This window comes from Flavobacterium sp. FlaQc-30, assembly GCF_044005885.1.
Taxonomy (GTDB): domain Bacteria; phylum Bacteroidota; class Bacteroidia; order Flavobacteriales; family Flavobacteriaceae; genus Flavobacterium.
Genome location: NZ_JBIPCO010000011.1, coordinates 173304 through 190714 on the forward strand (window position 1 = coordinate 173304; position 17411 = coordinate 190714).

The window sequence follows — 17411 nt, forward strand, 5'->3', positions numbered from 1 at the left end:
CAACCTTTGAACCTCTGAGCCTTTGCTCCTTTGTACCTTAAAATTTAAGAACCTTAGAACCTAAAAAAAATGAAATATCTAATTATCTTATTAATATCCTGCGTTTCCTTTGCTCAGAAAAATGATTTTCCAACAGCAAAAGTCGATTCCATAGTAAACAGAATTCAGCTTCCTGTATTTCCGGCATATCAAGTTAATATTGTAAAAATAGGAGCAAAAGGAGATTCTATTACAAACAATAAAACAGTGTTTGATAAAGCAATGGCGCTCTGTAAAAAGAAAGGCGGAGGAACCATTATTGTTCCAAAAGGAATTTTTAAAATAAACGGGCCTATTCATTTTGTCAGCAATGTAAATTTGAAAATAGAAAAAGGAGCCAAAATAAAATTCAGCGATAACCCTCAAGATTATCCTTTGGTTTTAACAAGCTGGGAAGGAACTATGCTTTACAATTATAGTCCGCTTATTTATGCTGCTGACTGTACTAATATTGCGCTTACTGGCGAAGGAACTATTGATGGAGAAGGCGGAAAAGTCTGGAGAAGTTTTAAAGCAAAAGAAGGTCCAGGCAAGGAGTTAAGCCGTGACATGAACCATAATAATGTGCCGTTAAAAGACCGAAAATTTGGAGAAGGCTATTTTTTACGTCCGCAGATGATTCAGTTTTTAAATTGCAAAAATATACTAGTTGAGAATGTCAGAATCGAAAATTCGCCGTTTTGGTGCCTGCATCTTTTAAAATCACAAAGTATTACCGTTCGAGGCATCAGCTATAAATCATTAAACCATAACAACGACGGAATCGATCCTGAATACGCAAAAGATGTTTTGATTGAAAATGTAACCTTTAATAATGGAGACGACAACGTTGCCATTAAAGCCGGTAGAGATCACGAAGGAAGAGCCAATACAGCAACGCCAAGCGAGAATATTGTAATTAGAAATTGTAATTTTAAAGGACTTCACGGAGTGGTAATAGGCAGCGAAATGTCTGCAGGAGTGCAGAATGTGTTTGTCGAGAACTGCAAAACAATAGGTTATTTAAAAAGAGGAATTTATTTAAAAACCAATGCCGACCGCGGTGGTTATATTAAAAATGTTTTTGTTAGAAACATACAATTAGATCAAGTTGAAGACTGTTTGTATATGACCGCAAATTATCATGGAGAAGGAAAAGGCTGGCAATCGGATATTTCAAACATTCATTTTTCTAATATTACCTGTAACAAAGCATCAGAATCTGGAATTGTAATTCAGGGTTTTCCAGATAAAAAAATCAGAAACATATCACTGAACAATATCGAAATAAAAGAAGCAAAAAATGCCCTGTCAAATGAAAATGCAGAAAATGTTTTGATGACAGATGTTTTTATTGGCAAAAGAGCAGGAGTGCCTACGGCAGTTTCTAAGCATTAGTTTTTTTAGGTTCAAAGGGACAAAGGAGCAAAGGGGCAGAGGGACAGAAGAACAAAGGTTTTTTGTAGAGACGCAGAGAAGTAGATTATTAGATGCATTTTGTCATTTCGACGTCAGGAGAAATCACACACAGAATTCCGCAACGATTGAAATTTACAGTGTCGAGCTACTAGTGTGATTTCTCCTTTCAGTCGAAATGACATAAAGTGCGATAAAACATAGTTTGTCATTTCGACCAAAGGGAGAAATCACACACAGGATTCCGCAACGATTCGGATTTACTGTGCAGAGCTGCTAGTGCGATTTCTCCTTTCAGTCGAAATGACATAAAGTGCGATAAAACATAGTTTGTAATTTCGACCAAAAGGAGAAATCACACACAGAATTCCGCAACGATTGGGATTTGCTATGTCGAGCTACTAGTGCGATTTACTTCCTCTATTCGCTATCACTCGAGTCTTCTTTCAGTCGAAATGACATAAATCAGCAATCCCGATAGATCGGGAGCATGAAAACAAAAAAACAAACAAAAATGAAAAAATACATCTTCTTAACATTATTAATTACATCAGCTTGTTTTGCACAAAAAACAACCTTATACACAATTGGCGATTCGACAATGGCAAATAAAAAAGACCCTGATAAAAACCCAGAACACGGATGGGCGCAGGTATTACAGCCCTTTTTTAAAAATGATATCGTAGTCGTAAACAAAGCCGTAAATGGTCGAAGCACCAAAAGTTTTATCAACGAAAAACGTTGGGATTCTATCTATAAAAAATTAAAAAAAGGCGATTATGTTTTTATCGAATTTGGACACAACGACGAAAAAATAGAAGACTCAACACGTTATACAAATCCGCATACGACCTATCGATACAATCTGATTCGTTTTGTAAAAGAGAGCAGAGAAAAAGGAGCAATTCCGGTTTTATTAACCTCAATTGCCCGACGTAATTTTAATGAAAAAGGAGTTCTCGTACCTACCCATGGCGATTATCCCCTAGAAACCCGTTTGACGGCGCAGGAATACAAAGTACCTTTTATTGATTTAGAGTATTACACAGAACTTCTAGAGCAGTCTTACGGTCCCGAAAAGTCAAAACAGCTGCATTTGCATTTTAAAGCAGGTGAGAATCCTTATTATGATAAAGACAAAGCCGATGATACGCACCTCTCTTTACTAGGAGCCACAAAAATTGCACAAATCGTCATCAATCAAATAAAACAGTCAGAAGATCCACAGCTAAAAAAACTTAAGGATAATTGCAAAATGTAAAATGTTTATAGTTTATAGTTTATAGTTTATGGTTGTTGAAATTTGACATTTGTTAATCATTAGATTTCTAGATTCAGTACTAACCATTAACCATTAACCATTAACCATTAACCATTAACCGTTAACCATTAACCATCAACTATTGATTTTTGTCTTAAAATGCTGCATTAAAACCTTTTAATGGTAATAAAGCAGTAATTGCGATGCTAATTTTGCAACTGTAAATATCAGACTGGCTGTGAAATTCTCAGTAAGATTTTTTACCTTTTTTACGTAATATTTTAAAAAGAGAAAACACATTGTTTTCTCTTTTTTTATGCCTAAAAGCCAATTTTATAGTTGTTGGTTGTTAGCTTATAGTTGTTGACCGAAAGCCCGCATTCTAAAAACCTAACCTAACCATAGCCCGTGGTTTCAACCACGGGAAACGTGTAAAGATAATAGCAGCCTATGGTTTTAAGGTTATTAGACTTCCCTTTAATCATTTACAATTACCCTTCTACATTTCACAATAACCCATTCACAAGTAACAAGTAACAAGTAACAAGTAACAAGTAACAAGTAACAAGTAACAAGTAACAAGTAACAAGTAACAAGTAACAAGTAACAAGCATCCATTCACCATCAACAATTAACCATTAATAATTAATTTTTTTCTGTCTTAAAATGCTGTATAAAAAACTTTTAGTGTCTTTTTTGTAATATTTTAGTTATTATTTTTGCAAAAGATACTGTTGTTATTATTTTAGTTGTTTTTGGAATTTATAGTAACTCAGTTTTCATAAGCCCTAATATTTTTTTTGGAAATGAGAGGATCTACGTTCTCTCATTTTTTTTGCGTTATGTTTCTAGAAAAAGAGTTTGAATTTATGCTTGGTTTTGTTGATTAATGGGAGATATATTCTCCTTTTTAATATAGATTGTAATATGTTTATTTATTGATTATCAGTTAGTAATGTGTTTTAAAAGTGCTTAATTAGCTCGTCAATATAAAAAAAAACAGTATTTTTATAATGGAATATCTGTTTCTTCTAAATTAAATAGAAACTTACCTTTTTAAATTTTAGTGTAATCCTTTAAAATAATAGCTTTTTATTAGGGTTGAACGTTTTAAACAAATGATTCCAGTTGAAGTAAATTTTATATAAGCCTTAAATTGTACATTATCTTAAACTGTTTTATTTTTTTGATCGCACTTGAACAGTTGAATGCTGAGCATTTTGTTGTTTAAATGGATATCAAGATAGCTAAGCAGAAAATTAAAAGTAATACCACTGTTAGTATGAGTCATTAATTTGACTTGTAAGCAATTTTTAATTTAAGAAGCGATTTATGAAAACAAAAATTACTTTATTTTGCGCATTTATCTTCTTTTTTTTGGGGATTAGCGCATTTTCGCAAACAGTATCAGGAACCCCAACTACTTCAGGATGTCTTAATGGCGGTATAGTAACAGCTAGTAATAATGCTAGTTGGGCTTCCCCGCAATACCAATTGCTGAAAGCAGGAAATGTAATAGCTCCTGTACCCAACGACGCAGCGCAATTTACAACTAATCCTGTTTTTGTGGGACTTTCGACAGGAAGTTATACAGTAAAAGGCAGAAACACTAGCGCAGGAACTGTTTTTACAAGTACAGCGATAGCAGTTAATGATGGTTATACAGTTATGAAGGTAGCTACGCCAACACAAATTACTGGATGTGCAACAGGTGCAGAAGTACTCACAACTACTGTAACAGGTGGTAAACAGCCTTTCACTTACAATATTGCTTTACAATCCAGTCCCGGAGTAAGTATACAGAATAGCGGGGCAATTAATGCCGCTTCCTTCGCTTTTAATGCTTTACCAGCAGGCAGCTATATCGTAAGTGTTACCGATTCGTGCGGGCAGACCGTTACAGGAGCTACAGCTGTTTCTGTTGCAACAGTAACATTAGCAGATCTTAAGCAAACAGGATTTTATCCTATTCATTGGACAGATTACAATTGTTCTACTCCTTTTGCGGTATCTCATGAATTAGGTTTTCAATATGTTGCAAATAGTACTAGTCTTTCTGTTGCTGATGCTGCCTTATTTACTTGGAAAATAAAGTATCAAGGAAAATTATATGGTCAGGATACAGATGGTGATGGTTATTCTGATGAAGGAGGAAATGGTTATCCTATTACTACACGACCTATAAAATTACCTAAAACAGCCACAAGAGACGATATTTTTGCAGATATAAATAACATGAGAGCGGTGGTATTTGATAAATGTGGTAATACGAGAGAATTTGCCTTGATACAATGGCAGTCTGGAGGGTATATGAATCCATTTGTCTGTGGAGGAGAAGGAATGATAAAAGTTGTTTCTAATAGATTAGCTTGTTTTCCTGTAAATCTCAAATTTACTAACTTAGCTGATGCTTCTGATGTTGTAGAACAATCAATTAATTTAAGCATGTTAAATGTAGGAGGTTTTAAACCTGGAGCAACTTATCACCTTACCTATGTTGATGCGGGAGGTAATACTACAAACGATTACTGGGCAGTACCTACAAATCAGAATATTACTATTCCGTCCGCTGCAACTCTTTCCATGAATCAAAGTTTGTATGGAGTGCAACCGAATCAAAATGTTTTAGGCTATGGTAAGGCTATGGTTAGCATGTCTCCATCAGTGAGTGACTCAATGACTTTTACTATCTTAGCTTCTGATAATCCTTTGGCTCCCGTTGGTTCTACGGGTACTGGTGTTGTAGATGCAAATGGTACGGGTACTTTTGCAAAAATCAATGCAGGCGATCCAACTAGTTACTGGCCGAAAGGAAATTATACTGTTCAGGTTAATACTGCATGTGGTACAAAAAATGTAAATCTTGTAGTACAGGGGTATAATGCTACTCTTTCTGGTTATACAGCAGAACCAATCTGTGGTGGTTTTAACTACACCATGAAAGGAACTTTTAGTGATGCAACGGCCTTTCAAGTTATAGTGGTTTCGGGGCCATCAAATGTAGGGCAGGTGAGAGATTTAGCCAGTACTACAGCATCACTGCCATTTAACGGGTTAAATTTTGGTACTTATGTATTCGGACTACGAATTAAAGGAGGAGGAACTAATGTATTCACTCAAACCGTTACTTATGATGCCAGCAATACAATTACAGTAGACAAAACTAATACAGGAGGTTTTGTATGTACAGCTGGTGCAGCAGATGGTAGCTTGACTATTGTAGCAGCAACCATTTCTCCAGCTCCAAATAATACACTGCAATATGCTTTAAGCACTAATTTAGGTGTAAGTTTCGGACCTTATCAAGCATCCAATCAATTTACAGGATTAACAAACGGAATCTATCATTTTAGAGTGCAGGACGGCTGTGGCAATGTTATTACCCAAACTGCTCAAATAGGGGTGGCCGCAGCTCCTACAGCAACAGCCAATGGATTGAACAACCCGACTTTATGTAAATTGGGAGCAGGTGTAATTCAGCTGGATGTTGATATTTTAAATGCCGTTTCGTATTTATGGAGTGGTCCAGGTATTACAGCCGCCAATCAAAATTTAAAAAGCCCGCAGGTAAATTATACAGCTCTGGCAGTTGGAGCAAACAACTATACCTGCGCCGTAACACTGGGGGCTCCGTGTAATACCACTAATACAGCCAATTTGACCATTACGCTTAATCCATTGCCCAATATCACAATAACAAATCCTCCTGCAGTCTGTTTTCCTAATACAGTTAGTTTAACAGGAAACGCAATTACAGCTGGAAGTGATGCAGGATTAACGTATTCTTATTTTACCGACAGTGCTGGCACTATAACATTATCAAATGCGCAAGCAATAAGCATAAGCGGAACTTATTATATAAAAGGAACGAATGCTAATGGCTGTTCGTTTGTAAGTCCTGTTGTGGTAACAATTAACCCTCTTCCGTTAGTATTGGTTGTTACTCCAGCGGCAGTTTGTACTCCTGCAACTGTAGATATTACAACTCCTGCGATAACAGCAGGAAGCACTGCAGGACTTACTTTTACGTATTATACAGATGCTGCCGGCACACTGCCATTAGGTTCTCCACAAGCTATAGCTGCTAGTGGAACCTACTATATAAAAGGAACAAATCCAGTTACAGGCTGTTCAAATATTACGGGGGTTGTGGTTAAGGTAAATCCTTCTCCTGCCGTAACAATAACTAACCCCATAATTTGTCAGGGAACAAGTTTTGATTTGAGTGCTGCAAAAACAGGAAACGGTACAAGCTATACCTATTTTGCGGCAGACCAAATTACTATATTGCCCTCATCAATAGTGACCCCATCCGTAACAACAGACTATTATGTTCAGACACTTGGAACAAATGGCTGTACTTCAGCAAAAGAAAAAATTACTGTTACCGTTATTCAGACTCCAGTAGTTTTAGTTACAAATCCGCCTGCTGTCTGCGAAGGAACTGCTGTTGATATAACTGCTCCTGCTGTTACAGCTGGAAGTACTCCCGGCTTAACTTATACCTATTATACAAATGCAGCTGCTACCAGCGTTTTGACAAATCCTAATGCTGTTACCCAAGGAGATATTTATTATATTAAAGGAACTACAACCAACGGCTGTTTTGCCATAAGTCCTGTTACAGTAACGATAAATGTCAATCCAATACCCTCATTTACCTATAGTATAATTAATAATGCCAATGATACCTATTTGTTTACCAATACTTCGACCTCTTTAGGAATAAGTAATGGAATTACTTTTAATTGGGATTTTGGAGACGGAACTACTTCAGGTTTAGAATCGCCTGTTCATCAATACACAGCCAGCGGAACCTATACGGTTACTCTTGCGGTAACCAGTATAAATGGCTGTCCGGCAAATGTTTCAGAAAACATAGTCATAACTAAAAACCCAAATGTAGCGGCTGGTTTTGTGTTGAATGATGCCGATCAATGTCTAAGCGGTAATAGTTACAGTTTTATTAGTAACAGCACCGTTGCTGCAGGTTATACCATTACCAATTACAACTGGGATTTTGGAGACGGAAGTCCTTTAAATAATTCAGTAAATCCCTCACATATTTATGCCGCGGCAGGAAATTACACAGTAACACTTACCGCTGAAGCGACAAATGGAATAAACACTTTTTCGGATAGTGCATCAAGCTCTGTTATTGTTTTTGAGACTCCAAATGTAGTGGTGACAAACCCACCACCAGTTTGTGAAGGAAATACTGTTGATTTGACTGATAATAATGTAACCATAGGCAGTACAACCAATACTACTTTTTCGTATTATACAGATCCAGCGGCAACACAATTTCTTGCCAATGCAGATGCAATAGCAGCCAGCGGCACATATTATATAAAAGGAACTAATATTAGTAACTGTTCAAATATTCAGCCCGTTACAGTAACCATAAACCCGCTGCCCAATTTAGCAATAACAGATCCTGCGCCAGTATGCGAAGGAGCAGCCGTAGATTTAACCAGTGCGGCTGTCACAACAGGAAGCTCGACCGGATTAACCTATTCGTACTACAATGATGCAGCAGGAACTTATATTTTAGCAAACCCTGATACAGTCACAATTTCTAATACCTATTATATTAAAGGCACTAATACAAATGGATGCGATGTTATCAGTCCCGTAAATGTGGTCATAAATGCACTGCCAACAGCATCCTTTGATTATTTTATAACCAATAATGAAAATGACAATTATTCCTTTAATAATTCCTCTTCTTCAGGAGGAAGCACGACAGGACTTACTTATAAATGGGATTTTGGAGACGGAACCACAGATACAGCGCAAATGCCAAGTCATCAATATGCTGCGGCAGGTGATTATACTGTGAACTTAGAAGTAACCAATGCAAACGGCTGTACAGCCAGCACATCACAAAATCTTACCGTAACCAAAACTCAAAATGCAGCGGCTGGTTTTACAATAAATATTCTAGATCAATGTCTAAATACCAATAATTATGTACTAAACGATACTAGTAATCTTGCTTCCGGATACGCCATTATAAGTTATGAGTGGGATTTTGGAGACGGAAGTTTGGGTGATAATACAGCAAATCCGTCTCATATTTATACAACTTCTGGTACATTTATAATAACCTTAACCATTACAGCAACAAATCAAATTAGTACTTTTTCAGACAGTGCTTCTAGTTCAGTAACAGTCAGTGACAATCCAACGGTGGTATTAACGAATCCTTTGCCGGTATGTTCAGATACAGCAGTCGATTTAACTGCCGCAGCTATTACAGATGGAAGTACGGTTGGATTATCATATTCCTATTTTTACGATGCACTGACATTGCGGCCTTTACCAGACCCGCAGTTTGTAACGACAAGTGGCACTTATTACATCAAAGGGACCAATGTTAACGGCTGTTCAGAAACTGCCGCTATTGCTGTCACCGTTAATCCAATGCCTGATTTGGTAGTGACAAATCCAGCAGCAGTATGTGCAGGCAGTTCAGTCGATTTAACTGCTGCAGCTGTAACAGCAGGAAGTACAACAGGTTTGGCATATTCTTATTATACAGATTCTTTGGGTACAATTTCTTTAAGCAATCCAGAGGCCATAACTATTGGTGGCACCTATTATATAAAAGGTACAACTAGCAGCGAATGTGCTGTCCTGAAACCAGTAGTTGTTACTGTAAATAGCTTGCCAACAGCCGCCATAGCATATCCCGACAATCCCTATTGCAAAACGGGTACAGCCAGTGTTGTTCAGTCTGGGCAAACTGGCGGAAGTTACAGCAGTACATCTGGACTAAGTATTGATAATAGCAGCGGGGCTGTAAATTTAGCTCTGAGTATACCAGGTACCTACACTGTTATATATAGTTTTACCGATGGTTTGTGTACGAATACAGCAGAAGCGACAGTAACAATCAATGATCTTGTTAGTTTACAAAAACCTGAGTCAACAATATGTGCTGCAGATGGACTTGATTATGTTTTGAATATTACCGTAAGCGGTCAGGCTCCATATACGGCAGTAGGCACGGGGGCGCCGGGAAGTTGGTCAGGAAATTTATGGACTTCTGATGCAATAAAAGCAGGGACAAACTACAGCGTGAACATACAAGATGCTTTTGCCTGCAATGTCTTGACAGTAGCCAATACAGCACCAAGCTGCTGCTTGTTTGAGGTAGTTTGCCCTACATTTCCTGCTGTTATTCTTAATTGTTATGATGAACTGCCTAATACTTCGAGTTTAACCATTGCACAGTTTGAAGCTTTGGGAAATGGAGATGGAAGTATAGGTGATAATCCCTGCGGTGTAATAGTGATTACAGCGGTCAATGGGGCAAATCCCGGTTGTAGTGGAACAGTTGTTCGAACCTATATCGTAACCGAATATGACGATGCAAATAATAACAACGTTCGGGATACAGGAGAAAACACGATTTTAAACAGTACTGTTTGTACACAGTCTATATTGATACAAGATACAATTGTTCCAGTTTTTGCAGGAGCATTACCTGAACCCATTGTAAATGCAGATTGCAATACCATTCCGCCTGCTGTAGTTCTATCAGCGGTCGATAATTGTGGCGCCGCCATAGTAAATTATACCGAAACTCAATTAGATGGAGAATGTTCCAGCAGGTATTCGCTTGTACGAATCTGGACAGCCAATGACGATTGTGGTAACCAGACGACTTACACACAAATCGTAAATGTATCGTGTTTGAGTGAAATTTACAATGCGATCTCACCCAATGCTGATGGTAAAAATGATTCTTTTGTAATCAGCGGTATAGACTGCTACCCAAATAATACTGTTAGAATTTATAATAGATATGGAGTAGTGGTGTATGAAAAAGAAGGTTATGATAATATAACTAATCCTTTCAAAGGTTACTCAGACGGACGATCAACAGTGAAACGAGGCGACAAGCTGCCTACAGGAACTTATTTTTATACCGTCCAATATGATAATGCTGGAAATCAAATAGAAAAATCGGGGTATCTATTTATTAACAATCAATAACAGACATTTATTATTAGACTATAGTAGTTTTTTTATACTACAATGTTTGTATTTTTTTTTGGTTCTATAATAGCAAGTACGACGCATTCTTAAAAGTCTAAAAATACAATTTTAAAAACTTCTACGGGCTGTTTACTTTATACAACAGCTTTACATTTGTATTTATTAGTAACGAATTTAGATTTTACTTTAATTCGTTTTAATATTTGATAGTTGTAAAATGAGAGAATTTATTCTCTCATTTTTTTTACCCTTCTTTTTAGTCTAAATACTTAGTTTCTTCCTTTTCAGCCTGAAGTGATTCCATCTGTAAACAGAGTAGGAACGATGACTATATGCTGTAAAAGTTATCTTCATTATTTACTGCAAAAAGAGTCTTAATACTAAAAAAATATCGTTTAAATACTTAAAAAACAGATGAATGGTAAATTTCTGTAGAATATGTCTTAATCTGCTGTTTTAAAAACTTTTACTGATAATATAAAAGTAAGATTAGAAGGAAGTTTGCAACTTAATTGAAACTATCAAAATTATTAAACAGCAAATTAAAAGTAAATTATGAAAACAAAAGTTACTTTATTTTTAGCGCTTCTTTTATTCTTTTTTATGGGCAGTTATGCATTTGCACAAAATGTATCAGGAACTGTCAGTACAACAGGATGTCTTAACGGAGGTGTTATAACCGCAAAAAATGATGCGAGTTGGGTGATACCCCAATATCAATTACTTAAGGGCGGACTGGTTATTGCTCCAGTGGCGGGTGATGCAACCCAATTTTCAGATAATCCTGTTTTTACAGGACTTGCGTCTGGCAGTTATGTGCTTAAAGGACGTAATACCAATGCAGGAACCCAGTTTACCAGTGCTGCTATAACAGTGGCAGATGGTTATACAGTGATGAAAGTGGCTACACCAACTCAAATTGCAGGGTGTGCAACAGGGGCAGAAGTATTGACTAGTACCGTAACAGGCGGTAAACAGCCTTTTACTTACAATATTGCTTTACAGTCCAGTCCTGGAGTAAGCATACAGAACAGCGGGGCAATTAATGTCGCTTCTTTTGCTTTTAATGCATTACCAGCAGGCAGCTATATTGTAAGTGTTACTGATTCTTGCGGACAGACTATTACAGGAGCTACAGCTGTGTCTGTTGCAACAGTAACATTAGCAGATCTTAAGCAAACAGGATTTTATCCTATTCATTGGACAGATTACAATTGTTCTACACCTTTTGCAGTAGCTCATGAATTAGGTTTTCAATATGTTGCAAACAGTACCAGTCTTTCAGCTGCAGATGCTGCTTTGTTTACCTGGAAAATAAAGTATAAAGGTAAATTATACGGTCAGGATATAGATGGAGATGGTTATTCTGATGAAGCAGGAGGTGGTTACCCTATTACTACAAGACCAATAAAACTGCCTAAAACTGCTACAAGAGATGATATTTTTGCAGATCTAAATAACATGAAAGCAGTTGTAATAGATAAATGTGGTAATACGAGAGAATTTGCCTTGATACAATGGCAGTCTGGCGGGTATATGAATCCGTTTGTATGTGGAGGAGAAGGTATGATAAAAGTTGTTTCTAATAGATTGGCGTGCTTTCCTGTAAATGTTAAATTTACTAACTTAGCTGATGCTTCTGATGTTGTGGAACAATCAGTAAACATAGCAATGTTAAATGTGGGAGGTTTGAAACCTGGTGCAACTTATCACCTTACCTATGTTGATGCGGGAGGTAATACTACAAACGATTACTGGGCAGTACCTACAAATCAGAATATTACTATTCCGTCCGCTGCAACTCTTTCCATGAATCAAAGTTTGTATGGGGTGCAACCCAATCAAAATATTTTAGGCTATGGTAAGGCTATGGTTAGTATGTCTCCTTCAGTGAGTGATTCAGTAACTTTTACTATTTTAGCTTCAAGTAATCCTTTAGTAGCAGTTGGTTCTACGGGTACTGGTTATGTAGATGCAAATGGCACAGGTACTTTAGCAAAAATCAATGCAGGCGATCCAACTAGTTATTGGCCAAAAGGAAATTATACTGTTCAGGTTAATACTGCATGTGGTACAAAAAATGTAGATCTTGCAGTGCAGGGTTATGATGCGACACTTTCAAATTATCAGACAGATGCCATCTGTGGTGGTTTTAACTACACCATGAAAGGAACTTTTAGTGACGCAACAGCCTTTCAAGTTATAGTGGTTTCAGGACCATCAAATGTAGGGCAGGTGCGAGATTTAGCCAGTACAACAGCGTCACTGCCGTTTAACGGTTTAAATTTTGGGACGTATGTTTTTGGTTTACGAATTAAAGGAGGTTCAACCAATGTATTAACGCAAACCGTTACTTATGATGCTAGTAATGCGATTATTGTAGATAAAGGCAATACAGGAGGTTTTGTATGTACTGAGGGAGCTACAAATGGTGTCTTGACTATTACAGCAGCGACTATTTCTCCAGCTCCTAATAATACATTGCAATATGCTTTGAGTTTAGATGGAGGTGCAACGTATGGTGCTTATCAATCCTCTAATCAGTTTCCAAACTTAGGAAAAGGGTCATACTATTTTAAAGTAAAAGACGGCTGTGGTAACGAGATTACGCAGACTGCTCAGATTGGAGTGGCAGGTGCGCCTAATGCAACAGCAGATAGTTTATATAACCCTACGTTATGTCAATTAAGTACGGGGACAATTGCACTTGATGTAGATATTTTAAGTGCGGTAACTTATTCTTGGTCAGGTCCTGGTATTACAGTGGCTAACAAAAACTTAAAAAACCCTGTGGTAAATTACAGTGATTTGGTATTAGGAGTAAATACATATTCTTGCATAGTGACTTTTGGGGCACCTTGTAATACTACTAATACGGCTAATTTAAGAGTTACTTTACTTCCTTTGCCAACTGTGGCAACAGTTGCTCCAGCAGCTGTATGTGCGGGTACGCCGGTTAACTTGACTTTAGCAGGAGTAACAACAGGAAGCACAGCAAATTTAACGTATACTTATTTTACGGATGCAGCAGGTACAGCTGTTTTGGGCAATCCTAATGCGGTAACCGTTGATGGCACTTATTATATAAAAGGAACAAATACAGACGGTTGTTTTGATATAAAACCAGTAAAAGTTACAATAAATCCTTTACCTACAGTGGTTATTACGAATCCTGATCCAATATGTTCAGGAAATGCTGTCGATCTTACAGCAGATTCAATAAAAACAGGAAGTGATAGTGGATTAACGTATACTTATTTTAGTAACGCAGGTGCTACTAGTGTATTGCCAAATCCTAGCACAATAACAGCGAGCGGGACTTATTACATAAAAGGATCAACTGCGTTAGGATGTTCAACAATAAAACCTGTAGTGATAACGGTAAATCCATTGCCAACAGCAAGTATTGGAGCAACTGGACCAGTTTGTATAGGAGATGCGGTACAACCTGTAGTGACTTTCACAGGAGCTAACGGAACAGCTCCATATACATTTACTTATACGATTGGCGGAAACGGTCCTTTTACAGTATCAACAGTATCTGGAAATTCGGTAAACGTTCCAGCTCCAACAGCAGTAGCAGGGAACTTTGCGTATGCTCTAGTAAGTGTAAAAGACAGCAGTACATCAGCCTGTACGCAAACACAGACGGGTTCTGCTACAGTTACAATTAATCCTAATGCTACAATTGCATTGACTTCGGCAGCTGCAACAGCAAACCAGACGTTATGTATAAACACAGCCTTAACAAGTATTGTTTATACGCCTGCAGCAGGAGCAACAGGAGCAACCCTTACAGGTACATTGCCTGCAGGAGTTACAGGAAGTTTTGCAGGAGGTGTTTTCACCATCAGCGGAACTCCGACAGCTTCGGGAACCTTTAATTATACAGTTACCACAACAGGCGGCTGTTCAAGCGCGAACCTTAGCGGAAGCATTATAGTTAATCCTAATGCTACGATTGCTCTCAGTTCGCCAGCAGCAACAGCAAACCAGACGTTATGTATAAACACAGCATTAACAAGTATCGTTTATACGCCTGCAGCAGGAGCAACAGGAGCAACACTTACAGGAACATTGCCTGCAGGAGTTACAGGAAGTTTTGCAGGCGGAGTTTTCACCATCAGCGGAACACCGACAGCTTCAGGAACCTTTAATTATACAGTTACCACAACAGGAGGTTGTTTAACAGCAAACCTGAGCGGAACCATTATAGTTAATCCTAATGCTACGATTTCTTTGACTTCGCCAGCAGCGACAGCAAGCCAGTCATTATGTATAAATACGCCATTAACAAGCATTGTTTATACGCCGGCAGCAGGTGCAACAGGCGCAACACTTACAGGAACATTACCTGCAGGAGTTACAGGAAGTTTTGCAGGCGGTGTTTTTACCATCAGCGGAACACCAACAGCTTCAGGAACCTTTAATTATACAGTTACCACAACAGGCGGCTGTTTAACAGCAAACCTGAGCGGAAGCATTATAGTTAATCCTAATGCTACGATTGCTCTCAGTTCGCCAGCAGCGACAGCAAGCCAGTCATTATGTATAAATACGCCATTAACAAGCATTGTTTATACGCCGGCAGCAGGCGCAACAGGAGCATCTCTTACAGGTACACTGCCTGCAGGAGTTACAGGAAGTTTTGCGGGAGGTGTTTTCACTATCAGCGGAACACCAACAGCTTCAGGAACATTCAATTATACAGTTACCACAACAGGCGGCTGTTTAACAGCAAACCTGAGCGGAAGCATTACTGTAAAACCTAATGCTACGATTGCTTTGACTTCGCCAGCAGCGACAGCAAGCCAGTCATTATGTATAAATACGCCATTAACAAGTATTGTTTATACGCCAGCAGCAGGCGCAACAGGAGCATCTCTTACAGGTACACTGCCTGCGGGAGTTACAGGAAGTTTTACAGGCGGTGTTTTTACCATCAGCGGAACACCAACAGCTTCAGGAACCTTTAATTATACAGTTACCACAACAGGCGGCTGTTCAAGTGCGAACCTAAGCGGAAGCATTATAGTTAATCCTAATGGCACGATTGCTTTGACTTCGCCAGCGGCGACAACAAACCAGACGTTATGTATAAACACAGCGTTGACAGATATTGTTTACACACCAGTATCAGGCGCAACAGGTGCATCTCTTACAGGTACGCTTCCGGTAGGAGTTATAGGAAGTTTTGCAGGCGGTGTTTTCACCATCAGCGGAATACCAACAGTTTCAGGAACATTCAATTATACAGTTACCACAACAGGCGGTTGTTCAAGTGCGAACCTAAGCGGAAGCATTATAGTTAATCCTAATGCTACAATTGCTTTGACTTCGCCAGCTGCAACAGCAAGCCAGTCATTATGTATAAACACAGCTTTAACAAGTATTGTTTATACGCCGGCAGCAGGTGCAACAGGTGCATTTCTTACAGGAACATTGCCTGCGGGAGTTACAGGAAGTTTTGCAGGCGATGTTTTCACCATCAGTGGAACACCGACAGAATCTGGAACATTCAATTATACAGTGACCACAACAGGCGGCTGTTCAAGTGCAAACTTGAGTGGAAGCATTACAGTTAATCCTAATGCTACTATTGCATTGACTTCGGCAGCTGCAACAGCAAACCAGACGTTATGTATAAACACAGCATTAACAGATATTGTTTACACACCATTATCAGGCGCAACAGGTGCAGCCCTTACAGGTACACTGCCTGCGGGAGTTACAGGAAGTTTTGCGGGAGGTGTTTTCACCATCAGCGGAACACCAACAGCTTCGGGAACCTTTAATTATACAGTGACCACAACAGGCGGCTGTTCAAGCGAGAACCTTAGCGGAAGCATTATAGTAAATCCTAATGCTGCAATTGCATTGACATCGCCAGCTGCAACAGCAAACCAGACGTTATGTATAAACACAGCACTAACAGATATTGTTTATACGCCAGCAGCTGGAGCAACAGGAGCTACCCTTACAGGTACATTGCCTGCGGGAGTTACAGGAAGTTTTGCGGGAGGTATTTTCACTATCAGCGGAACGCCAACAGCTTCGGGAACCTTTAATTATACAGTGACCACAACAGGCGGCTGTTCAAGTGCGAACCTGAGCGGAAGCATTACTGTTAACTCTTTATTAGTATTAAACGGTACAGCATCAACAACCTGCGCAGCAGACGGTTCAGGTTATGTATTGAACTTTACAGTAACAGGTCAGGCACCTTATACGGTAACAGGTACAGGAGCTCCTGGAACATGGTCTGGAAACGATTGGACATCAAGCCCAATTACAGCAGGAACAAATTATAATGTAAGTATTACAGATGCTCACGCTTGTAATACAGTAGTTGTAGCAGATGCAGCACCAATTTGTTGTGTGTATGAAGTTACAGCACCAACATTCCCATCGACAACGATAACGTGTTACGACCAAATGCCGACAGCAGTAAGTTTGACAAAAGCAGAATTTGAAGCATTAGGAAATGGCGATGGAAAAATTGGAAACATTCCTTGCGGCGTAATCGAAATTACAGCTTCAAATGGAGTAGAACCTTCATGCAACGGAAATGTAACCAGAACGTATACCGTAACTGAATATGCAGATCCAAACGGCAATAAAGTAAGAGATCTTGGTGAAGATACCGTATTGAACACCACAGCTGTTACACAGATCTTCACCCTTGAAAGAGCCGATTTTGTAATGCCTG

At 38.6% G+C, this 17411-nt stretch carries 4 protein-coding genes; all 4 read left to right on the plus strand.

The features are described from left to right. Positions 1-69 precede the first annotated feature (69 nt). Positions 70-1416 carry a glycoside hydrolase family 28 protein gene (locus ACHRV0_RS21065; protein ID WP_395442393.1) on the plus strand — a complete coding sequence of 449 codons (1347 nt, stop codon included), beginning with the start codon at positions 70-72 and terminating at the stop codon, positions 1414-1416. A 532-nt stretch (positions 1417-1948) separates the two neighbouring features. Next, a complete protein-coding gene (locus ACHRV0_RS21070; protein WP_395442394.1) occupies positions 1949-2695 on the plus strand; it encodes a rhamnogalacturonan acetylesterase in 747 nt (248 codons plus the stop codon). A gap of 1332 nt (positions 2696-4027) precedes the next feature. Then, positions 4028-10699 carry a PKD domain-containing protein gene (locus ACHRV0_RS21075; protein WP_395442395.1) on the plus strand — a complete coding sequence of 2224 codons (6672 nt, stop codon included), beginning with the start codon at positions 4028-4030 and terminating at the stop codon, positions 10697-10699. 558 nt (positions 10700-11257) lie between these two features. Then, positions 11258-17411 (plus strand): beta strand repeat-containing protein (locus ACHRV0_RS21080; RefSeq protein WP_395442396.1); only part of this gene is annotated, 6154 nt, incomplete at its 3' end.

Excerpts from the sequence above, each read along its gene's own strand:
- ACHRV0_RS21075 (WP_395442395.1), top strand. The coding sequence starts at position 4,028 with ATGAAAACAAAAATTACTTTATTTTGCGCATTTATCTTCTTTTTTTTG.
- ACHRV0_RS21070 (WP_395442394.1), top strand. The coding sequence starts at position 1,949 with ATGAAAAAATACATCTTCTTAACATTATTAATTACATCAGCTTGTTTT.
- ACHRV0_RS21065 (WP_395442393.1), top strand. The coding sequence starts at position 70 with ATGAAATATCTAATTATCTTATTAATATCCTGCGTTTCCTTTGCTCAG.